Here is a 22,242-nt window from a genome sequence, read left to right as displayed (position 1 = left end):
GGGAACGATCCGGGAGGGTGGGATCCATTCCGGGCAACAGCAGCCGATCGGTGCCCGTGACAGCCTTTATCGGCCTACTGTTGAGAGGCGCGCCTTCCGGGCATGGGCCCTCCAGCAGCCCGGTGGTCAATCCCGCGGGCACGGGCGTGTGGTGGAACGGCACACGCGGCTGCGAGAGGGTACGGGCATGGAACCGACGGACAGCGCCGGACCGGCGCAGCGGCTGCTCGGGCCGGCCGCGCCGGTGCTGCCCGCGGCGGCACTCAGGTACTCGGTCGTGGGCGCCGCCGCGGCGGCCCTGGCGGTGGGCGTCGTCCGGATACTCGTGGACGGCAACGCCTTCTTCCCCGGCGGCGACGCCGGCTGGGCGTTCGCCGTGCTCACCGGCATCATCGTCGGGCATCTGGTCGCCATGGGCCGGGACCGCTGGTGGGGCGGCACGGGCTCCGGCGCCGCGCTGACCCTCGCCGTGCTGCTGCTCTACGGCTGGGTGCCCGCGGTACTGGTCAGCCTGGCCGTCGTCGTCCTGGTCGGCGCGGCCCGCCGGCACCGCTGGCGCGAGGCGCTGCTGCACGGCGCCGTGGACATCCTCGGCATCGGCGCGGCCTCGCTCGCGCTCTCGGTCTTCGGCACCCACCCGTCCGTCGAGCAGCCCTGGCAACCCGCCACGTGGGGGGTGGCCGCCGTCCCCGCGGTGCTCGCCGCCGCACTCGGCTACCTGGCCGCGACCCGCACCCTCCTGTGGTACGCGATCGTGCCGCGTGCCGGAGCACTGCCCACCGTGGCCCGCACCGCGCTGATACGCCAGGGCTTCGTCGGCGTCGCACTGCTCGGCATCTCCCCGCTGATCATCATCGTCGCGGCCGATCTGCCCCTGCTGCTGCCGCTGTTCGCCGTCCCCCTGATCGCACTCGACTCCACGCTCTGGATCGCGCACGCCCGCGCCGAGGAGCAACTGCGCGACCCGCTCACCGGACTGCCCAACCGTCAGTGGCTGCTGGAGCGCACCTGGACCGCGCTGGACGACGCCGCCCGCAGCGGCGAGCGCGCCGCGCTGGTCCTGATCGACCTCGACAAGTTCCGCTCCGTCAACGACACCCTCGGCCACATGGCCGGCGACCGGCTGCTGCTGCAGATCGCCGACCGCCTGCGGCTCGCCCTGCCGCGCGGCGCCGAGGTCGCCCGGCTCGGCGGCGACGAGTTCGCCGTCCTGCTCCCCACCTGCGACGCGCCGACCCGCGCCCAGCGCATCGCCAGGGCCCTGGTCGCCGCCCTGAGTTCGCCGTTAAGTCTCGACGGCCTGACCCTGGTCCTCGAGGCCAGCGCCGGGGTCGCCGTCTACCCCGATCACGCCGACGACGCCGAGGGCCTGCTGCGCCGCGCCGACGTCGCGATGTACCAGGCGAAACGTGACCGCAGCGGCGTCGAGGTCTACGAGTCCTCCCGCGACGGCAACACCCCCGACCGCCTGGGCCTCCTCGGCGACCTGCGCCGCGCGCTGGACCGCGGCGAGGTCGAGCTGCACTACCAGCCGAAGGTCCGCTTCGACGGGCAGGTCGCCGGGCTGGAGGCGCTGGTCCGCTGGGTGCACCCCGAGCGCGGCCGGGTCAGCCCCGAGGAGTTCATCGCGATCGCCGAGACCTCCGGGCTCATGCCGCAGCTCACCGAGTACGTCCTGGAGACCGCACTCGGGCAGGTCGCCCGGTGGCGGGCGATGGGGCTCGACGTCCCCGTCGCCGTCAACGTCTCGCCCCGCGACGTCCACTCGCCCGGCTTCGCCGGGGCCGTCGCCGCACGCCTGGCCCGGCACGGGGTCCCGCCGGGGGCACTGCAGCTGGAGATCACCGAGCACGTGCTGCTGGAGGACCCGCAGCGCGCCGCCGACACCATGGCCGGGCTGACCGGGCACGGGGTGAAGATGTCGCTGGACGACTTCGGCACCGGCTACTCCTCCCTGGTGCATCTGCGGCGGCTGCCGGTCAGCGAGCTGAAGATCGACCGCTCGTTCGTGGCACGGCTGTCCGTCGACGCCGAGGACGCGGAGATCGTGCGCTGCACGGTCGACCTCGCCCACTCCCTCGGCCTCCTCGTCGTGGCGGAGGGCGTCGAGGACGACGAGACGTGGGAGCGCCTGCGGGACCTGGGCTGCGACGCCATCCAGGGCTGGCTCGTCGCCGCCGCGATGCCCCCGGAGGAGACCACGGCCTGGCTGCGGCTGCGCGGCCGTTCCGGTTGGCGCCGGCCGGCGGAGCTGGAGGCCGCGAAGGAGCGGGCCGCCGTCCCCGACGCGCAGTAACGTTTGTGGGCCTGCGACCTGCGGGCCCGCACCCGCCGCGCGGTGTCGCGGGCGCCCCGTGGAGCCCACCCGCCCGGCGGCACCGTGGGCCCGGCCGGCCCCGTCCCGGCGCACCCCGGCCGGGCGAAGTGCAAACCGTTTCGCCCCCGGGGCGCCCGCGCCCATAGGATTGGGCGCGAAAAGACCAAACTCACCCCCAGAGGATCGCTGCATGCCAGGCATCACGCGCGAGGAGGTCGCCCACCTCGGCCGGCTGTCGCGTCTGGAGCTGAAGGACGAAGAGCTCGACCACTTCGCCGGACAGCTCGACGCCATCATCGGCGCGGTCGCCCGCGTCTCCGAGGTGGCCGGCGAGGACGTACCGCCGACCTCCCACCCGCTGCCGCTGACGAACGTCATGCGCCCTGACGAGGTCAGGCCCAGCCTGACCCCGGCGGAGGCGCTGTCCGGCGCACCCGCCCAGGAGCAGCAGCGCTTCAAGGTGCCGCAGATCCTGGGGGAGGACTGATCACGATGACCGATCTGACCAGGCTCACCGCCGCGCAGACCGCGGCCGCCGTCGCCTCCGGCGAGACGTCCGCCGTCGAGGTCGCCCAGGCCCACCTCGACCGCATCGGCGCGGTCGACGAGAAGGTCCACGCCTTCCTGCACGTCGACACCGAGGGCGCCCTGAAGGCCGCCAAGGCCGTCGACGACAAGCGTGCCGCGGGCGAGAAGCTCGGCCCGCTCGCGGGCGTCCCGCTGGCGCTGAAGGACATCTTCACCACCAAGGGCATCCCGACGACCGTCGGCTCCAAGATCCTCGAGGGCTGGATCCCGCCGTACGACGCGACGCTGACCGCCCGCCTCAAGCAGGCCGGCATCGTCATCCTCGGCAAGACCAACATGGACGAGTTCGCCATGGGGTCCTCCACCGAGAACAGCGCCTACGGCCCCACCGGCAACCCGTGGGACCTCACCCGCATCCCCGGCGGCTCCGGCGGCGGCTCCTCCGCCGCCCTGGCCTCCTTCCAGGCCCCGCTGGCCATCGGCACCGACACCGGCGGCTCCATCCGCCAGCCGGCCGCCGTCACCGGCACGGTCGGCGTCAAGCCCACCTACGGCGGCGTCTCCCGCTACGGCATGGTCGCCTTCAGCTCCTCGCTGGACCAGGGCGGCCCCTGCGCCCGCACCGTGCTGGACGCGGCGCTGCTGCACGAGGTCATCGCGGGCTACGACCCGATGGACTCCACCTCCATCGACGCCCCCGTCCCGCCGGTCGTCGAGGCCGCGCGCAACGCCGACGTCAAGGGCCTGCGGGTCGGCGTCATCAAGGAGTTCGCGGGCGAGGGCTACCAGCCCGGCGTCATGGAGCGGTTCAACGAGTCCGTCGAGCTGCTGCGCGAGCTCGGCGCCGAGGTCGTCGAGCTGTCCTGCCCGTCCTTCGAGTACGCCCTCGCCGCGTACTACCTGATCGCGCCGTCCGAGTGCTCGTCCAACCTGGCCCGGTTCGACGGCCTGCGCTACGGCCTGCGGGTCGGCGACGACGGCACCCGCAGCGCCGAGGACGTCACCGCCCTCACCCGCGAGGCCGGCTTCGGCCCCGAGGTCAAGCGCCGCATCATGCTCGGCACGTACGCGCTCAGCTCCGGCTACTACGACGCGTACTACGGCAGCGCCCAGAAGGTCCGCACCCTGATCTCCAGGGACTTCGAGCGCTCCTTCCAGCAGGTCGACGTGGTGATCTCGCCGACCACCCCCACCACCGCGTTCCCGATCGGCGAGCGCGTGGACGACCCGATGGCGATGTACCTCGCCGACCTGTGCACCATCCCGGCCAACCTGGCGGGCAACGCCGCCATGTCGGTGCCCTGCGGCCTCGCTTCCGAGGACGGGCTCCCGGTCGGTCTGCAGATCATCGCCCCGGCCATGGCCGACGACCGCCTCTACCGTGTCGGTGCGGCCGTCGAGGCGGCGTTCACCGCACGCTGGGGGCACCCGCTGCTGGAGGAGGCACCGATCCTGTGAGCAAGCTCGAGAAGGCCAAGGGCTTCAAGAAGAGCAAGTCCGGAACCTACCTGTCGATCGGCACGACGCTCTTCGGCGCGGTCGGTGTGGCACGGCAGATGAAGCGGGGCCGCGCGGAGAGCGACACGCTGCTGCTGATCGACGCGGTGGTCAGCGCCGCGGCGATCGCCACCGGCGTCGCCCTGCTGCTCCGCCAGCTGCGCCGGCTCGGCGACGACGACGTGTTGTCGTCCTGACGGGGAACTGAGAGGTATCAAGACTGTGACCGTCACGGACCTGGTGTCGTACGAGGACGCGCTCGCGTCCTATGACCCGGTGATGGGCCTCGAGGTCCACGTCGAGCTCGGCACCAAGACAAAGATGTTCTGCGGCTGCTCGACGACACTCGGCGCCGAGCCCAACAGCCAGGTGTGCCCGGTGTGCCTGGGCATGCCCGGCGCGCTGCCGGCCGTCAACGCGGCCGGCGTCGAGTCGGCCATCAAGATCGGCCTCGCGCTCAACTGCGAGATCGCTCAGTGGTGCCGCTTCGCCCGGAAGAACTACTTCTATCCGGACATGCCGAAGAACTTCCAGACCTCCCAGTACGACGAGCCGATCGCCTTCAACGGCTATCTGGACGTCCAGCTGGAGGACGGCGAGGTCTTCCGTGTGGAGATCGAGCGCGCCCACATGGAGGAGGACACCGGCAAGTCCACGCACGTGGGCGGCGCCACCGGCCGAATCCACGGCGCCTCGCACTCGCTGCTGGACTACAACCGGGCCGGCATCCCGCTGATCGAGATCGTCACCAAGCCGATCGAGGGCGCCGGTGAGCGCGCGCCCGAGGTCGCCAAGGCGTACGTGACCGAGCTGCGCGAGCTGATCAAGGCGCTGGGCGTCTCCGAGGCCCGTATGGAGATGGGCCAGATGCGCTGCGACGTCAACCTGTCGCTGCGCCCCGTCGGCCGGGAGAAGTTCGGCACCCGCAGCGAGACCAAGAACGTGAACTCGCTGCGCAGCGTCGAGCGGGCCGTCCGCTTCGAGATCCAGCGGCACGCGGCCGTGCTCTCCTCGGGCGGCACGATCGTCCAGGAGACCCGGCACTTCCACGAGGACACCGGCTCCACCACCTCCGGCCGCATCAAGGAGGAGGCGGAGGACTACCGGTACTTCCCGGAGCCCGACCTCGTCCCCGTCGCCCCGGCCCGCGAGTGGGTCGAGGAGCTGCGGGCCGGTCTGCCCGAGCTCCCGCGGGTACGCCGCGGGCGTCTGCAGAAGGACTGGGGCATCTCCGACCACGAGATGCAGTCGGTGCTCAACGCCGGCGCGATCGACCTGATCGTCGCCACCATGGAGGCGGGCGCCGACGCGGCCGCCGCACGCAAGTGGTGGATGGGCGAGCTGGCCCGCCGTTCCAACGAGGACGGCGTGGAACTGGGCGCCCTGCCCATCACCCCGGCCCAGGTGGCCCGGGTGGCGGCGCTGGTGGCCGAGGGCTCGCTCAACGACAAGCTGGCCCGCCAGGTCATCGAGGGCGTGCTGGCCGGCGAGGGTGAGCCGGACGAGGTCGTGGACAAGCGCGGCCTGAAGGTCGTCTCGGACGAGGGCGCGCTCGGCGCGGCCGTCGACGAGGCCATCGCGGCCAACGCCGCCGTCGCCGACAAGATCCGCGGCGGCAACCTCGCGGCGGCGGGCGCACTCATCGGCGCGGTCATGAAGATCACCCGCGGCCAGGCCGACGCCAAGCGTGTGCGCGAGCTCGTGCTGGAGAAGCTGGGCGTCCAGGGCTGATCCGAAGCGGCCGTCACAGCAGGTCGGCACTGAAGGGGCGGGCTCCCGGCCGGGGGCCCGCCCCTTCCGCGTCGTCGCGGGTCCGCCGCTTGTAAGGGCGAGATAAATTCCCCTCACGGAGTGTGATTCGGCGCACGAACGCGGCCAACGATCTTTTCTTCCTGGTTCAGTCGAGGACGTACGAGTTGTGTTCTTTGCGGGCTCTTCGCCGGCCTGAAAGATCCGCGCAACCCCAGGGAGAGCCATGGCCGCCCTTGCCCGCTGGTGCCTCGACCGCCGTCTCGCCGTCGTCCTGCTGTGGCTCGTCGCCCTGCTCGGTCTGTCCACGGCCGCCCTGGTCGCCGGGTCCGCCTACTCGAACGACTACGACATCAAGGGCACCGACTCCAGCAAGGCCACCGCCCTGCTGAAGGAGGCCTTCCCGGGCTCGGCCGGCGACAGCGACACGATCGTCTGGCACACCGACAAGGGAACCGTCGGCGTCGCGTCCGTCAGGGAGCGGCTGACGGGCACGCTGGACAAGGTGACCGAACTCCCCGGGGTCGCCTCGGTGACCAGCCCCTACGGCACCGAGGGCGCCGCGCAGATCAGTCAGGACGGGCACACCGCCTACGCGACCGTGATGTTCGACAGGCCCACGGACGACTTGCACGCCGACCAGGTGCGCAAGGTCGTCGACACCGCGAGGGCCGCCGCCGACGACAACACCCAGGTCGCCCTGGGTGGTGGCGCCATCGCGCTCACCGAGGGCGGCGGCGGGCACATGAGCGAGGCCGTGGGCGTCGCCGTGGCGGCCGTGGTGCTGCTGGTGGCCTTCGGCTCGCTCTTCGCGATGTTCATGCCGATCATCACCGCGCTGGTCAGCGTGGGCACCGCGTACATGGCGATCGAGCTGCTCGGCCACCTGATCAGGGTCGCCGACTTCGCGCCGATGCTCGGCATGCTCATCGGCCTGGGCGTCGGCATCGACTACGCCCTGTTCATCGTCACCCGCCACCGCAGAGGCCTCAAGCAGGGACTGCCCGTACGCGAGGCCGCCGAGCAGGCGGTCGCCACGACCGGCCGGGCGGTGGTCTTCGCCGGCGGCACGGTCTGTGTGGCCCTGCTCGGCATGCTGATCCTGCGGCTGTCCTTCCTCAACGGCGTCGCGATCGCCGCCTCCCTCACCGTGATCCTCACCGTCGCCGCATCGGTGACGCTGCTGCCCGCACTGCTGGGCACCATCGGGATGAAGGCGCTCAGCCGCCGGGAGCGGCGCCGGCTCGTCGAGCACGGGCCGTCGCCCGAACTGCCGACCGGTTTCGCGGCCCGCTGGTCCGCCTTCGTCGAACGGCACCCCAAGGTGCTCGGAGCGGTCGCCGCCGTCGTGATGCTCGTGCTGGCCCTGCCCACGACCTCCCTGCACCTGGGCGCCTCCGACCAGGGCAACAGCGCCGCGGGCACCACCACCCGCCAGGCGTACGACATGCTCTCCGAGGGCTTCGGGCCGGGCTTCAACGGCCCGCTGCAACTGGTCGCCACGTCCGGTGACGCCGCCGACCGCGCGGCGCTGGAGCAGCTCACCGCCGTCCTGGCGCGCACCGAGGGCGTCGCCGCGGTGCACATGGAGCAGCCGCAGCACGGCAGCGGGCCGGACGTCATCGACGTCGTCCCCACCACGTCCCCGCAGGACCAGGCCACCGACCGGCTCGTCACCCACCTGCGCGAGGACGTCATCCCCGAGGCCACCGAGGGCACCTCCCTGCAGGTGTACGTCGGCGGTGTCACCGCGGGCTACGCGGACTTCGCCTCGGTGATCGTCGGCAAGTTGCCGCTCTTCGTGGGCTCCGTCATCGGCCTGGGCTGCGTACTGCTGCTGCTGGCCTTCCGCAGCTTCGGCATTCCGCTCAAGGCCGCGGTCATGAACATCGCCGCCGTCGCCTCGTCCTTCGGCATCGTGGTCGCGATCTTCCAGTGGGGCTGGGGGAGCGAGCTGCTGGGGCTGGGGGCGGCCGGCCCCATCGAGCCCTTCCTGCCGGTGATCATGGTCTCGGTGCTCTTCGGGCTCTCCATGGACTACCAGGTCTTCCTCGTCAGCCGCATCTACGAGGAGTGGCGCGAGACCCGTGACAACCGCCGCGCGGTCCGGGTCGGCCTCGCGGAGACCAGCCGCGTGATCAACTCGGCCGCGGTCATCATGATCTCCGTCTTCCTGGCCTTCGTGCTCAGCGGCGACCGCGTGATCGCGATGTTCGGCATCGGGCTGGCGGCCGCCGTCGCACTCGACGCCTTCATCCTGCGGACGCTGCTCGTACCGGCGCTGATGCACACGCTGGGCGACTGGAACTGGTGGCTGCCCAAGTGGCTGGAGCGCCGGCTGCCGCGGATCTGCATCGAGGGCCCGGCGGAACCCGCTCCGGCCGCCGCGGACGAGGCCGACTCTCAGAAGGCTCTCATAATCTGACCGTACGGTTGCCGCCCATGGAGACCACCAAGACCCACGGGCCGGAAGCCGGCGAACTCGACGCGGACCGCGGGCCCGACCGGACCGGGGACGACGGCGCGACGGACGCGACCGCGCCCGGGACCGCGCCCGAGACCGCACCCGAAACGGCGTCGCCCGGCACCGCGCCCGCCACGACCGGCGAGCCGCAGGACCTCGACGATCCCGACGACGTCGACGAACCGGAGACCCCCGGCAGTGCGGACGCCCCCGCCGCCCCCGCCGGGGTCGTCCCCGGTGCGGCGGCCGTCGTCGGCGCCGCCCTCGGCCTCGCGTCCCTCACCGGAACCTGGCTGGGCACGGTACTGGCCGAGCGGCGACAGCTGATCGGGCAGATCAACACCTCCTCGGGCAGCCCCGCCCAGCAGATCGAGCAGATATACGGCGCGCCTTGGCACACCACGGCCGCCGTCAACGGCGTCTGCGCGCTGGCCGCCCTCGTCGTCCTCGGCGCCGTGCTGCTCGCCGGCCGGAACGCCGCGCCGTGGGTGCGCGCGGTCGCCTGGGGCGGTCTCGCCCTCGGCGTGCTCGGCCTGTGCGTCGCCGCCGGGACGTGGTTCGACCTCTTCGGGGGGCTGCCGAGCGTGGCCGGGACCCCGGTCTCGTCCGGCGGCTGAGGCCTTGGAGGAGGGCGGCGCCCGGGTCCCGGCGGCCTGAGCGGTCCGCCGCGCGGACTAAGGCGTCCGCACCCCCGAAGCCTGGGCGGTTGCCCGATGTGGCCCACCCCCCTTGGGGACGAGGCTGATGGCACGGAGAAGACCTCCGGACCATCGGTCCCGAACCCGAGGAGCAACGGATGTACACCCACGAACTGCTGGGCCGTGAAAAGGCGGAGCAACTGCTGCGCGAGGCCGCCCGGTACCGCCTGGCCCGTCAGGCACGCGAGGCCGCCCGCGCCGCCGCCGGCCGCCGTGCGACCGCCGCCGGCCACGACGAGGGAAGGCGGCACGCCAGGAGGGCCGGCCGGCTCATCCGGCGGCTGAGGGCCGCCGGATGAGCACCGCGGTGCCGGTGGAAACAGGTACCGCGCCGTCAGGGCCCCGTGCGATGCTCGGGACCGTGCAGAACCAGTCGGTCAGCCCGGTGTTCATCGGACGCACCCGCGAACTGACCCGCCTCACCACCGCGCTCGCCCGCGCTCATGCGGGCGAGCCGCAGGCACTGGTGATCGGCGGCGAGGCCGGCGTCGGCAAGACCCGGCTCGTCGAGGAGTTCCTCGCCGCGGCCGAGGACGGACCGGCGACCGTCACCGCCGTCGGCGCCTGCGTGGAGATCGGCGCGGACGGGCTGCCGTTCGCGCCCGTCGCGACGATCCTGCGCGCCCTGCACCGCCGGCTCGGCGACGAACTCGTCGCCGCGGCCGCCGGCAGCGAGACCGAACTCGCCCGCCTGCTCCCGGGGCTGGGCGGGTCGGACGGTCCCGATCCGCTCGCGGACCAGCGCGACGAGCACGGCCGCGCCCGGCTCTTCGAGCTCACCTCGCGGCTGCTGGAACGGCTCTCGGAGGAGCGCACGCTCGTCGTCGCGCTGGAGGACCTGCACTGGGCCGACCGCTCGACCCGCGAACTCCTCGGCTACCTGCTGCGCTCGCTCTCCCGCGGCCGGCTCGTCGTCCTGGCGACCTACCGCTCCGACGACATCCACCGGCGCCACCCGCTGCGGCCCTTCCTCGCCGAACTCGACCGGATGCGTTCCGTCGCGCGCCTCGAACTGTCCCGCTTCACCCGCGCCGAGGTCCGCGCCCAGGTCGCCGGCATCCTCGACTCCGAGCCCTCCCCGAGCCTGGTCGACCGGGTCTTCGGCCGCTCCGACGGCAACCCCTTCTTCGTCGAGGAACTGGCCTGCAGCATCACCCAGGGCTGCCGCACCGGACTCAGCGACAGCCTGCGCGACCTGCTGCTCGTCCGCGTCGAGACACTGCCCGAGACCGCGCAGCGCGTCGCCCGCGTCGTCGCCGAGGGCGGCTCCGCCGTCGAGTACCGGCTGCTGGAGGCCGTCGCCGGGCTCGGCGAGGACGACCTCATCGAGGCCCTGCGCTCCGCCGTGGGCGCCAAGATCCTGCTGCCCACCGACGACGGCGACGGCTACCGCTTCCGGCACTCGCTGGTCCGCGAGGCCGTCGGCGACGACCTGCTGCCCGGCGAGCGCAGCCGCATCAACCGCCGCTACGCGCGGGCCCTGGAGACCGACCCCGCTCTGGTGCCCGCCGACGAACTCCCCGCCAGGCTGGCCAGTTACTGGTACCACGCCCACGAGCCCGCCAAGGCGCTGCCCGCCGTGCTGGCCGCCTCCGTCGAGGCGCGGCGCCGTCACGCCTACGCCGAACAGCACCGGCTGCTCGAACGCGCCCTGGAACTGTGGGACGACACCCCCGTGGACGTCCGCGAGGAACTGCGGCCGGTCGACTACGTCGAGGTCTTCCCGCCCGCGACCCTGGCCTTCGGCACCGGGGACCCCGGCGGCTGCCACCCGGACGGCGCGCCCCTGCAGTACATGGACCTGCTCGCCGAGACGACCGTGGCCGCGCGCCTGAGCGCCGACCGCGAGGGCGCCTACGAGGTCACCAAGCGGGCGCTGCGGCTGCTGGAGCGCTCCGGCGACCCGCTGCGCGCCGCCTGGTTCTGGATCCAGCGCTCCCGGCTGATGGTCGCCATGGGCCGCGGCGACGGCTGGGCCGAGATCGCCGAGGCCCAGGAACTCGTCCGGGGGCTGCCGCCGTCAGCGGTCCACGCCGAGGTGCTGGAGAGCGCCGCCGGCTGGGACATGATGCACGACCCGGGGCCGGACAGCATCGCCACGGCGGAGCGCGCCATCGAACTGGCCCGGCTGGTCGGCGCCGAGGAGACCGAACTGCACGCCCGCGTCACCCTGGGCATCCTGCTCGCCGACGCCGGTGACGCCGACGCGGGCATCGCCGAACTGGAGGCCGCCCGCGCACGGGCCGCCGCCGCACGGTACGGCAGCCTCACGGTGAACACCGACGCCAACCTCGCCGCCCTGCTGGAGGCCGTGGGCCGCTCGGAGGAGGCGATCGCGGTGGCCCGCAGGGGAGTGGAGAGCGCCACCCGCCACGGGCTGCGCGACGGCGTCACCTTCGCCTCCGCCAACCAGGCCGAGTCCCTGCTCGCCCTCGGCCGCTGGGACGAGGCGGTCGAGGTCGCCGCCCGCGGCCGGGAGAACACGAACCACGCCCTGTACCTCGGCTGGGCCGCGACCCTGCTGGCCCATGTCGCCGTGCGACGCGGGGAGTACGACCGCGCCGAGGCCGAGGTCGCCGCCGCACGGGACCATCTGGGCCCCCAGGACCACCAGCCGCAGAACACCCTGCCGCTGCGCCATCTGACCATCGCCGTCGCCGCCGGGCGGGGACGCTTCCTGGAGGCGAGGGCCGCGGTACGGGCCGCCCTGGAGGCCGGGTTCCCGCCCGCGTTCCACCGCTACGTCTGGCCCATGCTGCACACCGCGGCGACCGTCGAGGCGGACGCCCTGGGGCTGCCCGGCGCGGAGGCGGGACGCGCCGAGATGCTCGCCCTGATACGCAAGGCGGCGGGCCGGCTGCCCCGGTTGTCCCCGGTGTGGGCCGCCCACGCCCTGTTCGTCGAGGCGGAACTGCTGCGCGCCGAGGGGGGCACGGGCCCCGAGCCCTGGGCGGCCGCCGAGGCGGCGTACACCGCCCTCGACCGCCCTTACCCGCTCGCCCTGGTACGGCTCCGGCACGCCGAGGCCCTGCTCGCCCTGCACGAGCCCGGCGCCCGCGACCGCGCGGCCGCCCTGCTGCGCCGGGCGGGCGAGGTCGCCGACTCCCTGGGCGCCGTCCCGCTGCGCGACGCCGTCCGGCTGCTCGCCCGGCGGGGCCGGCTGGCGCTGGAGGAACCGGAGGCGGCCGCCGCCCCCGAGGCCGCCGAGGAGCCGGAGCCCTTCGGCCTGACGGCGCGCGAGCGTGAGGTGCTGCGCCGCGTCGCCGCCGGCTACACCAACCGCCGCATCGCCGAGGAACTGTTCATCTCGCCGAAGACCGCCAGCGTGCACGTCTCCAACATCCTTGCCAAGCTCGGCGTCTCGGGCCGCGGCGAGGCGGCCGCGCTCGCTCACCGGCTGCGGCTGTTCGCCGGTCAGCCGGGCTGAGTCCCGCCCCCGCGGCAGGCAGGGGCAGGGCTAGCCGGCCCGCGGCGGACGTATCAGGACGGCGCCCGAGTCCAGGTCGACCGGGCCCCGGCCGGGATCGGCGTCCCCCTCCTCGTCACGCACCAGTTCCAGGCGGTTGCGTTCGTCCTCGGCGTGCCTGCGGCCCGGAGCGAACAGCTCGTCCAGCGCGTTGAACATCGCACCCCCAGGGTGTCGTCGGGTCAGCTCACCCGCAGCCGCAGGATGCGGTCGTCGCCCTTGCGGGGATCGCCGCGGCCGTCGGTGTTGCTGGTGGTCAGCAGAAGTCCGCCGTCCGGATCGGCGAGGACGGTGCGGAGGCGGCCGTACTCGCCGACGAGGAAGGCCTGCGGGTCGGCCGCGGCCTTCGTCCCGACCAACGGGATCCGCCACAGGCGGGCGCCGCGCAGCGAGGCCATCCAGATCGAGCCGTCCGCGTAGGCGATGCCGCTGGGCGAGGCGTCGTCGGTGCGCCATTGCGCGACGGGGTCGGCGTAGCCGTCACGGTGGGCGAGGCCTTCCACGACGGGCCATCCGTAGTTCTTCCCCGGCTCGATCAGATTGAGCTCGTCCCAGGTGTCCTGCCCGAACTCCGCGGCCCACAGCCTTCCCCGGCTGTCCCAGGCCAGGCCCTGCACATTGCGGTGGCCGTAGGAGTAGACGACGGAGTCCGCCTCCGGATTGCCGTGCACGGGCTCACCGTCGGGCGTCATCCGCAGGATCTTGCCGCCCAGGGACTTCCTGTCCTGCGCCAGACCGCGTTCGCCGCTCTCGCCCGTGCCCGCGTAGAGCATGCCGTCGGGGCCGAAGGCGATCCGCCCGCCGTTGTGGATGGCGCCGTGCGGGATGCCGCGCAGGATCGTGTCCGGCGCGCCCAGTTGTTCCCCGGCCGGCTTCGCCGGGTCGTAGAGCATGCGCGCGATGCGGTTGTCCGAGTCGGTCGTGAAGTACGCGTACACCAGGTGGTCGGTGGCGAAGTCCCGGGAGACGGCGAGACCGAGCAGCCCGCCCTCGCCTCCCGAGGAGACCCCGGGCACCGTGCCGACGGTGTTCGTGCGGCCGCTGCCCGCGGCCACCCGGACGATGCTTCCGGTGTCGCGGGAGGCCACGAGCAGATCGCCCTCCGCCAGCGCGACCACGCCCCACGGGGTCGTGAGCCCGGTGGCGACCGTGCCGGTCACCTCCGCCGTGCCCTTCGCCGGGGCCGAGGGCTCGTCGGTGCCGCCGGAGGCCGGTGCGGACGCCGGTGCCGACGCGGAGGCGGAGGCGGAGGCCGGGGGAGCCGGGGCGGAACCACCGTCCTGGGAACATCCGGTGGCGAGCAGCGCGGCACTGGCCAGCGCGGCGGTCACGACGGCGGCACGGCGTCCCACGCTTCCCTCCCGGGGGTTCTCCGGCTCGGACTCCAAGAACATCACATCCATCACTACACCGCCCGGCCCTTGGCGGTTCCCACCGCGGACCGTGGATCTCCCGCGGCCGACCGGCCCCGTCAGCCCCGGTGGCCACCTCAGTCCCAGGAGCCCCGCGCCGGCGGCAGCGCCGCGATCTCCGCGAAGTCCTCCTCGGTCAGGCGCAGTTCCGCGGCCCCGGCGTTCTCCGCCGTCCAGCGTTGCTGCTTCGCCCCGGGTATCGGCACGACCTGCCGCCCCTGTGCCAGCACCCATGCCAGCGCGACCTGCGCGGGCGTCGCGCCGTGCACCTCGGCGACCCTCCGCAGCCCCGCGACGATCGGCTGGTTCGCGGCCATCATCTCGGCGGTGAATCGGGGATGGCGGGCCCGTACGTCGTCGGGCTCGAAGCCCTGGCCGGGGGTGAGCGTGCCCGTCAGGAAGCCGTTGCCGAGGGGCATCGCGGCCATGAAGCCGACCCCGCGCTGCGTGCACCACGGCAGCAGCTCGGCCAGCGCCTCGGGCGACCACACCGACAGCTCCGCCTGCACGCAGCTCACCGGGAAGACCTGCTGGGCGCGGCGCAGCTGCCGCAGTGTCTCGTCGTATATACCCGCGCCCGCGCGCCGGGCCGCCCGGGCGCCCACCGCGCACCACCCCAGGGCGCGCACCTTGCCCGCCGCGACCAGTTCCGCCATCGCGCCCCACGTCTCCTCGACCGGGACCTCGGGGTCGGCGCGGTGCAGCTGGTAGAGGTCGATCACGTCGGTCTGCAGCCGGCGCAGCGACGCGTCGCAGGCCCGCTTCACGTACGAGGGGCGGCCGTTGGCCACCAGGTGCTGCTCGCCGACGAGCAGTCCGCACTTGGTGGAGACGAAGACCTCCCGGCGACGCTCCTTCAGCACCCGCCCCAGCAGCAGCTCGTTGGTGAACGGCCCGTACATGTCGGCGGTGTCCAGCAGCGTCGTGCCGTGGTCGACCGCCGTGTGCACGGCCCGCAGTGACGATTCGCCGTCCTGCCGGGACGCCGTGTAGGCCCAGCTCATCGGCATGCATCCCAGGCCGACGGCGCCCACCTCCAGAGCCGCTGATCCGACCGTCCTGCGCTCCACCTGGCTGACCTCCGCTGACCTCTCGCGCCGCCCCACTGTGCCATAGCCTCCTGACCATGGCTGACATCACCCGGAACCACCGCCCCACGGTCTGGCTCCCGATTCCCGCAGACGACGTCGAAGGGCTCCCCGCCGAACTCGACTACCTCCACTGGGACGGCGACGGGGAGTTCCCGGCCGACCCCGCCGACGCCGCGTTCTACGTGGTGCCCTACATGAAGGGGCCGGAGGTCGCGGGCCGCCCGCTGCCGCGCATGTCCGGGGTGAGGGTCGTGCAGACGCTCACCGCGGGCGTCGACCACGTCACGCCGTTCCTCCAGCAGCTCCCCGCGGGGGTGCGGCTGTGCAACGCCCGCGGGGTGCACGAGGCGAGCACCGCGGAACTGGCCGTCGCGCTCACCCTGGCGGCCCTGCGCGGCATCCCCCGCTTCGTGCGCGGTCAGGACGCCGAGGAGTGGCACGCGGGCGTCTACCCGGCCCTCGCCGACAAGCAGGTGCTCATCGTCGGCTACGGATCGATCGGCGCCGCCATCGAGGACCGGCTCACGCCGTTCGAATGCCACGTCACACGGGTCGCCCGGCTGGCCCGGCGATCCCCGCGCGGCCCCGTGCACGCCCTGAAGGACCTGCCCGCGCTCCTGCCGCAGGCGGACGTGGTCGTGCTGTCGACCCCGCTCACCCCGGACACCCGCCATCTGGCCGACGCCGGGTTCCTGGCCGGGATGAAGGACGGGGCCCTGCTGGTGAACGTCGCGCGCGGACCCGTGGTCGACACCAAGGCGCTCCTCGAGGAACTGGAGGCCGGGCGGCTGCTGGCGGCACTCGATGTCACCGATCCGGAGCCGCTGCCGCCGGGGCACCCGCTGTGGCACGCGCCGGGCGTCCTGATCAGCCCGCACGTCGGAGGCAGCACCTCTGCCTTCCTGCCCAGGGCGAAGCGGCTGCTCCGCGAGCAACTGCGCCGTTTCGCGGCCGGCGAGGACCTCGCCAACGTCGTCCTGACCACCTGAGAACGCCATGGCACCTGGTGCCGCACGCGTGGGGCAGGACGCTACGCGTGGTCACGCTGTGTAGAGGAACTATGTCCCTGAGTGACTGAACTGGTGTATCGTCCCGCACTGGGGGAACACGACCGGCGTGGCTCGGCGAGCCGCGAACGGGCGTGGGACGACTCAGGACTTGATGGGGGGCGACGGGCGATGCACGGCCAATGGAGAAAGCATCCGACGCTGGACCACGGCACACCGTGCCGGGGACGTTCACGGTCCCAGGGGACGACACCGTGAGCGCGCCCGGTGCGGTCCTCTCGCAGGCCTCCGCGCCGGGCAACCGGACGGGCCTGCTGCCCCAGATGCTGCTGGCCGTACTCTGCGGCGGGTACGCCGTCGGGTCGGCCTTCGGGTGGGGCGGTTCCACCGGGCTGGCCCTGGTCATGGGCGACTTCGGGCTCTCCGTGGCGGCGCTGGCCGCCGCCGTCTCCTGCCTGGTCTACGTCCGCAGGGCCACCACCGACCGGTACCGCCCCGCCTGGGCGCTGTTCGCCGTCTCCTCCGCCATGGTGGCGCTCGGCAACGGCATCTGGGGCTGGTACGAGGTCGTGCTGAGGGGCGACGTGCCGCGCACCTCGGTCGCCGACTTCTGCTTCCTGCTCTTCGCCCCTCCCGCCATCATCGGGCTGCTCGTGCTCGCCAAGCGGCCGGTCACCCGGGCCGGCTGGGTCTGCCTCGGACTGGACGCCTGGCTCATCGGCGGCTCCCTGCTGACCCTCTCCTGGACCCTCGCCCTGGCCCAGACGGCCCTGTGGGAGGGCCACAGCACAGCGCGCATCGCCCTGTCCCTGGCGTACCCGCTGCTGGACATCATGCTGGTGAGCATGGTGCTGGCGCTGCACTTCCGGCGGTCCTCGGCCAACCGGGCGGCGGTGAACACCGCCATCGCCTCGCTGGCCCTCACCGTGCTGTGCGACGCGCTGTTCACCTCGCCCCTGCTGCGCGAGCACTACAACTCCGGCCAGATCCTGGACGCCGGATGGTTCGCGGGCAGCATGCTGCTCGCCTACGCCCCGTGGGTCGGCGAGCGTGGCACCGCCGAGCGGGTCGCGGCCGAGCGGGGGACCGCCGAACGGGAGCAGGAGCAGGGCCGCCGCATGAGCGGGTCGCTGGCGGCCCTGACCCCGTACCTGGCCGCCGCGGTCTGCGTGCTCGGCATCCTCTACAACGTCATCGACGGCCGCAAGAGCGACCGGGTGGTCCTCCTGACCGGCTGCACCGTCGTGCTCGCCCTGGTGGTGCGCCAGGGGATCATGCTGCTGGACAACATGGCCCTCACCCAGGAGCTGGCCCAGAAGGAGAACCACTTCCGGTCGCTCGTGCAGGGCTCCAGCGACGTCATCATGATCGCCTCGCCGACCGGCGCGCTGCGCTACGTCAGCCCCGCCGCCAAGGGCGTCTACGGCTGCGACCCCGAGGAGTGGGTCGGCACCGAGTTCGCCACCCACATCCATCCCGAGGACCTGGGACGGGTGGTGCACGAGGTGCGGCGCTTCCTGGCCGCGCACGCGGCCGAGGAACCCGCCACCCGCATCGAGTGCCGCATACGGCACGGGGACGGCAGCTGGCTCAACGTCGAGTCCAGTGTCAACCGCCACCAGGGCGGCCTGATCTTCAACAGCCGCGACGTCACCGAGCGGGTGCGGCTCCAAGCGCAGCTGCAGCACAACGCCTCGCACGACCCGCTCACCGACCTGCCCAACCGGGCCCTGTTCACCGAACGGATCCGCCAGGCGATCGGCGGCCGCCGGGCCGGCGACGGCGACACCGGCACCACGGCGGTGCTCTTCATCGACCTGGACGGCTTCAAGGCGGTCAACGACACCGTGGGCCACCAGGCCGGCGACGAGCTGCTCGTCCAGGCCGCGCGGCGCCTGCAGGACTCGGTGCGTGCCGGCGACACCACCGCACGCCTGGGCGGCGACGAGTTCGCCGCCCTCATCTGCGGCACCAGCGCCGATCCCCATCTGCGCGAGTACCAGGTCCACGAGGTCGCCGACCGGCTCCGCGCCGCCCTCTCCGAGCCCTACCGGGTGGACGGCACCGAGGTCCGGGTGGCCGCCAGCATCGGCGTGGCCTTCGCCGACCCCGGGGTCAGCCCCGGCGAGCTCCTGCGCAACGCCGACCTGGCGATGTACCGGGCCAAGCAGGCGGGCAAGGGCCGGGTCGAGATGTACGCGCCCGCCATGCAGGCCGAGGTCGTACGCCGCGCCGAGCTCGCGGGACGGCTGCGCACGGCCCTGCGGGACGGCGAGTTCGCCCTGCTCCACCAGCCGGTGGTCGACCTCGGCACCGGCGAGGTGACGGCGGTCGAGGCGCAGGCCCGCTGGCGGTCCGCCCAGGGCATCCTCTTCACGCCCGCCGAGTTCCTGCGGGTGGCCGAGGACACCGACCGGACCGCGCAGCTGGCCCGCTGGCTGCTGGAGGAGGCGGTCGGCCAGGCCGCGCTGCGCCACGCCGCGGGCAGTCCGGTGCCCGTCGCCGTACGGCTGTCCACCCGGCGCCTGATGCACCGCGAGCTGCCCACCAAGGACGTGGAGGCCCTGCTCGAACGGCACGGGTTGCCGCCGGACTCCCTCGTCCTGCAGGTCGCCGACCAGGACCCGCGGATCTCCCTGGACGAACTGGAGCGGCGGCTGACCGCGCTGAGCCGGCTCGGGGTGCGCATCGCCCTGGAGGGCTTCGGCAGCGGTTACGCGCCCATGGACACGCTGCGGCGGCTCCCCGTCGACGTGCTCAAACTGGACCGGGGGCTCACCGAGGGCGTCGCGGAGTCCCCGCGGCTGCGGAAGATCACCGCGGGGCTGCTGCGTATCGCCGAGGACCTCGGGATCCGCTCGGTGGCCGAGGGCGTGGACCGCCCCGAGCAGGTGCTGGCCCTGCGCGAGATGAACTGCACCCACGGCCAGGGCATGGCGTTCTCCGGGCCGCTGGACGAGCACCGGCTGCGCTCCTCGCTGACCCGCGGCAGTTATCCCGTGCCCGGTGGGGCGGTCCCGCCGGACAGCCCCAGGATCTCCGTACGCGGCACATGGAAGGCGGACGAGCTACGCTCAAATAATGAGACGCCCGTCCCACCCGCTTGACACTCCCCGCTCGCGAGGAGGAAGGTCAGTCCCATGCGCACCCGAATTCTCGTACTTGGAAAGCGCGTCGGCTGACCCGGGGCCCCTGACCGCCTCGTGGAACGCACCGACGCGCTCCCCTCGCTTGCCTGCCGGCACGAGGGGTTTTTTGTTGCCTGGGATCCAGACATACCGCCCTCTCCACCCTCAAACTCCTGAGAGATGAGAACCAGATGACCGAGCAGGCCACCGGGGCCCACCACCCGCAGCCGCGGGCCCGCGGCGCCGCGCCGCAGCCCACTCCCGCCGAGCGCGTCACGGGCGCCCAGTCCCTCATCCGCTCTCTCGAGGCGGTCGGGGCCGACACCGTGTTCGGTATCCCGGGTGGTGCCATCCTCCCCGCGTACGACCCGCTCATGGACTCCTCCAAGGTGCGCCACGTCCTGGTCCGGCACGAGCAGGGCGCCGGTCACGCCGCCACCGGCTACGCGCAGGCCACGGGCAAGGTCGGCGTCTGCATGGCGACCTCGGGCCCGGGTGCGACCAACCTGGTCACCCCGATCGCCGACGCCCACATGGACTCGGTCCCCATCGTCGCCATCACCGGTCAGGTGGCCTCCAAGGCGATCGGCACCGACGCCTTCCAGGAGGCGGACATCTGCGGCATCACGATGCCGATCACCAAGCACAACTTCCTCGTCACCGACGCGGACGAGATCCCCCGCACCATCGCCGAGGCCTTCCACATCGCGTCCACCGGCCGCCCCGGCCCGGTCCTGGTCGACATCGCCAAGGACGCCCTGCAGGCGCAGACCACGTTCTCCTGGCCGCCCGCGACCGACCTGCCCGGCTACCGCCCGGTCACCAAGCCGCACGCCAAGCAGATCCGCGAGGCCGCCCGGCTGATCAACGAGGCCAAGCGCCCCGTGCTGTACGTCGGCGGCGGTGTCCTCAAGGCCCGCGCCACCGGGGAACTGCGCATCCTGGCCGAGCTGACGGGCGCCCCGGTCACCACCACCCTGATGGCGCTGGGCGCCTTCCCCGACAGCCACTCCCAGCACGTCGGCATGCCCGGCATGCACGGCTCGGTCTCCGCCGTCGCGGCCCTGCAGAAGGCCGACCTGATCGTCGCCCTCGGCGCCCGCTTCGACGACCGCGTCACCGGCAAGCTCGACTCCTTCGCCCCGTTCGCCAAGATCGTGCACGCCGACATCGACCCGGCCGAGATCTCCAAGAACCGCGTGGCGGACGTGCCGATCGTCGGCGACGCCCGTGAGGTGATCGCCGACCTGATCGTCGCCGTCCAGGCCGACCACGACGCGGGCCGGCGCGGCGACTACACCGACTGGTGGAAGCTGCTGGGCGGCCTGCGCGACACCTACCCGCTCGGCTACGACCTGCCCGCGGACGGCAGCCTGTCCCCGCAGCAGGTCATCCAGCGGATCGGTGAGCTGGCCCCGGAGGGCACCCTCTTCGCGGCGGGCGTCGGGCAGCACCAGATGTGGGCCTCGCAGTTCATCTCCTTCGAGCGGCCCAACACCTGGTTCAACTCCGGCGGCGCCGGGACGATGGGCTACGCCGTCCCCGCCGCCATGGGCGCCAAGGCCGGCCGGCCCGGTACGACCGTGTGGGCGATCGACGGCGACGGCTGCTTCCAGATGACCAACCAGGAGCTGGTCACCTGCGCGCTGAACAACATCCCGATCAAGGTCGCCATCATCAACAACGGCGCCCTCGGCATGGTCCGGCAGTGGCAGTCGCTCTTCTACAACGAGCGCTACTCCAACACCGTCCTGCACGCCGGTGAGACCAACGCGGGCCGCGGTTCCCACCAGGGCGTCAGCGAGACTCCGCCGGTCGGCACCCGCGTCCCGGACTTCGTGAAGCTGTCGGAGGCCATGGGCTGCGTGGGCCTGCGCTGCGAGTCCCCCGACGAGCTGGACGAGGTCATCGAGAAGGCCAACGCCATCAACGACCGCCCGGTCGTCGTGGACTTCATCGTCCACGAGGACGCCATGGTGTGGCCGATGGTCGCCGCCGGCACCTCCAACGACGAGATCATGGCCGCCCGCGACGTCCGCCCCGACTTCGGCGACGCCGCGGACGACTGAGGACCGAGAGAGAAGCAGAGGAACGACGCGACATGTCCAAGCACACGCTCTCCGTCCTGGTGGAGAACAAGCCCGGTGTCCTGGCCAGGATCACCGCCCTGTTCTCCCGCCGCGGCTTCAACATCGACTCCCTCGCCGTGGGCACCACCGAGCACGCCGACATCTCCCGCATCACCATCGTGGTGAACGTGATCGAGGAACTCCCGCTGGAGCAGGTCACCAAGCAGCTCAACAAGCTGGTGAACGTCCTGAAGATCGTCGAGCTGGAGCCGTCCGCCGCCGTCCAGCGCGAGCTGGTCCTGGTGAAGGTGCGCGCCGACAACGAGTCCCGGTCCCAGATCGTGGAGATCGTCCAGCTGTTCCGCGCCAAGACCGTGGACGTCTCGCCCGAGGCGGTCACCATCGAGGCCACCGGCGGCGCCGACAAGCTCGAGGCCATGCTGAAGATGCTGGAGCCCTTCGGCATCAAGGAACTCGTCCAGTCCGGCACGATCGCGATCGGGCGGGGAGCACGCTCGATCACCGACCGCTCTCTGCGCGCCCTCGACCGGACCGCATAGCGAGACACCAGACTTGATCCCGGCCCGCGGACGTAGTGTGTGGGCAACCCCCCAGATCACCAAGGAGAGACCCGAAGTGGCCGAGCTGTTCTACGACGACGACGCCGACCTGTCCATCATCCAGGGCCGCAAGGTCGCGGTCATCGGCTACGGGAGCCAGGGCCACGCGCACGCGCTGTCGCTGCGCGACTCGGGGGTCGATGTGCGCGTCGGCCTGCACGAGGGCTCCAAGTCCAAGGCGAAGGCCGAGGAGCAG

16 protein-coding genes and 1 pseudogene are annotated in these 22,242 nt (G+C 72.8%); 14 read left to right on the top strand and 3 right to left on the bottom strand.

Features of this window, described 5'->3' with window-relative positions; genetic code table 11:
• The first annotated feature begins 187 nt into the window (after positions 1-187).
• From PV342_RS32205 to PV342_RS32165, 9 genes are all read left to right on the top strand, one after another.
• Positions 188-2,296: a putative bifunctional diguanylate cyclase/phosphodiesterase gene (locus PV342_RS32205; RefSeq protein ID WP_361000320.1), complete on the top strand. Its 2,109-nt coding sequence runs from the start codon at positions 188-190 to the stop codon at positions 2,294-2,296.
• Positions 2,297-2,507: 211 nt separating this feature from the next.
• The gene (gene gatC / locus PV342_RS32200; protein ID WP_018563411.1) at positions 2,508-2,804 is read left to right on the top strand and encodes an Asp-tRNA(Asn)/Glu-tRNA(Gln) amidotransferase subunit GatC; all 297 of its coding nucleotides are present in this window, start codon (positions 2,508-2,510) and stop codon (positions 2,802-2,804) included.
• A gap of 5 nt (positions 2,805-2,809) precedes the next feature.
• Positions 2,810-4,303 (top strand): Asp-tRNA(Asn)/Glu-tRNA(Gln) amidotransferase subunit GatA, encoded by a 1,494-nt coding sequence (gene gatA, locus PV342_RS32195; RefSeq protein ID WP_400802290.1) that lies wholly within the window; start codon positions 2,810-2,812, stop codon positions 4,301-4,303.
• Positions 4,300-4,539, top strand: a complete 240-nt coding sequence (locus PV342_RS32190; protein ID WP_018563409.1) for a hypothetical protein — start codon at positions 4,300-4,302, stop codon at positions 4,537-4,539. The genes gatA and PV342_RS32190 overlap by 4 nt, the downstream gene beginning before the upstream one ends.
• Positions 4,540-4,564: 25 nt before the next feature.
• Positions 4,565-6,073, top strand: a complete 1,509-nt coding sequence (gatB, locus tag PV342_RS32185) for an Asp-tRNA(Asn)/Glu-tRNA(Gln) amidotransferase subunit GatB (RefSeq protein WP_329185584.1) — start codon at positions 4,565-4,567, stop codon at positions 6,071-6,073.
• 244 nt (positions 6,074-6,317) lie between these two features.
• The gene (locus tag PV342_RS32180) at positions 6,318-8,516 is read left to right on the top strand and encodes an MMPL family transporter (RefSeq protein WP_400802293.1); all 2,199 of its coding nucleotides are present in this window, start codon (positions 6,318-6,320) and stop codon (positions 8,514-8,516) included.
• 17 nt (positions 8,517-8,533) lie between these two features.
• Positions 8,534-9,172, top strand: a complete 639-nt coding sequence (locus PV342_RS32175) for a hypothetical protein (protein ID WP_400802295.1) — start codon at positions 8,534-8,536, stop codon at positions 9,170-9,172.
• 179 nt (positions 9,173-9,351) lie between these two features.
• Positions 9,352-9,552, top strand: a complete 201-nt coding sequence (locus PV342_RS32170; protein ID WP_361000333.1) for a hypothetical protein — start codon at positions 9,352-9,354, stop codon at positions 9,550-9,552.
• Between the two features lie 50 nt (positions 9,553-9,602).
• The gene (locus PV342_RS32165; protein WP_400802297.1) at positions 9,603-12,680 is read left to right on the top strand and encodes a helix-turn-helix transcriptional regulator; all 3,078 of its coding nucleotides are present in this window, start codon (positions 9,603-9,605) and stop codon (positions 12,678-12,680) included.
• A 30-nt stretch (positions 12,681-12,710) separates the two neighbouring features.
• Here PV342_RS32165 and PV342_RS32160 read toward each other — a convergent pair whose 3' ends face one another.
• From PV342_RS32160 to PV342_RS32150, 3 genes are all read right to left on the bottom strand, one after another.
• Positions 12,711-12,878, bottom strand: a complete 168-nt coding sequence (locus tag PV342_RS32160) for a DUF6191 domain-containing protein (protein WP_018563403.1) — start codon at positions 12,876-12,878, stop codon at positions 12,711-12,713.
• 23 nt (positions 12,879-12,901) lie between these two features.
• Positions 12,902-14,050: a PQQ-dependent sugar dehydrogenase gene (locus tag PV342_RS32155; RefSeq protein ID WP_400802504.1), complete on the bottom strand. Its 1,149-nt coding sequence runs from the start codon at positions 14,048-14,050 to the stop codon at positions 12,902-12,904.
• A gap of 158 nt (positions 14,051-14,208) precedes the next feature.
• Complete coding sequence (locus tag PV342_RS32150) at positions 14,209-15,201, bottom strand: aldo/keto reductase (protein ID WP_026251790.1); 993 nt, start codon at positions 15,199-15,201, stop codon at positions 14,209-14,211.
• 56 nt (positions 15,202-15,257) lie between these two features.
• Here PV342_RS32150 and PV342_RS32145 point away from each other — a divergent pair, with 56 nt between their 5' ends.
• The 5 genes and pseudogenes from PV342_RS32145 to PV342_RS32125 form a co-directional block, all read left to right on the top strand.
• A complete protein-coding gene (locus PV342_RS32145; RefSeq protein ID WP_500319750.1) occupies positions 15,258-16,211 on the top strand; it encodes a 2-hydroxyacid dehydrogenase in 954 nt (317 codons plus the stop codon).
• Between the two features lie 272 nt (positions 16,212-16,483).
• Complete coding sequence (locus PV342_RS32140) at positions 16,484-19,336, top strand: putative bifunctional diguanylate cyclase/phosphodiesterase (protein WP_500319749.1); 2,853 nt, start codon at positions 16,484-16,486, stop codon at positions 19,334-19,336.
• A 212-nt stretch (positions 19,337-19,548) separates the two neighbouring features.
• Positions 19,549-21,426: an acetolactate synthase large subunit gene (locus tag PV342_RS32135; protein WP_400802302.1), complete on the top strand. Its 1,878-nt coding sequence runs from the start codon at positions 19,549-19,551 to the stop codon at positions 21,424-21,426.
• A gap of 32 nt (positions 21,427-21,458) precedes the next feature.
• Entirely contained in the window at positions 21,459-21,986 is a 528-nt protein-coding gene (gene ilvN / locus PV342_RS32130; protein ID WP_400802304.1) for an acetolactate synthase small subunit, read from the top strand.
• A 76-nt stretch (positions 21,987-22,062) separates the two neighbouring features.
• Positions 22,063-22,242, top strand: a pseudogene (locus PV342_RS32125) (ketol-acid reductoisomerase); the annotation flags it as partial.

The sequence above is a fragment of the Streptomyces sp. PA03-3a genome (genome assembly GCF_033792735.1).
In the GTDB taxonomy this organism is placed as follows: domain Bacteria; phylum Actinomycetota; class Actinomycetes; order Streptomycetales; family Streptomycetaceae; genus Actinacidiphila.
Note: the sequence above shows the minus strand (reverse complement) of the source record. Positions and strands in the feature narration are given on the sequence as shown.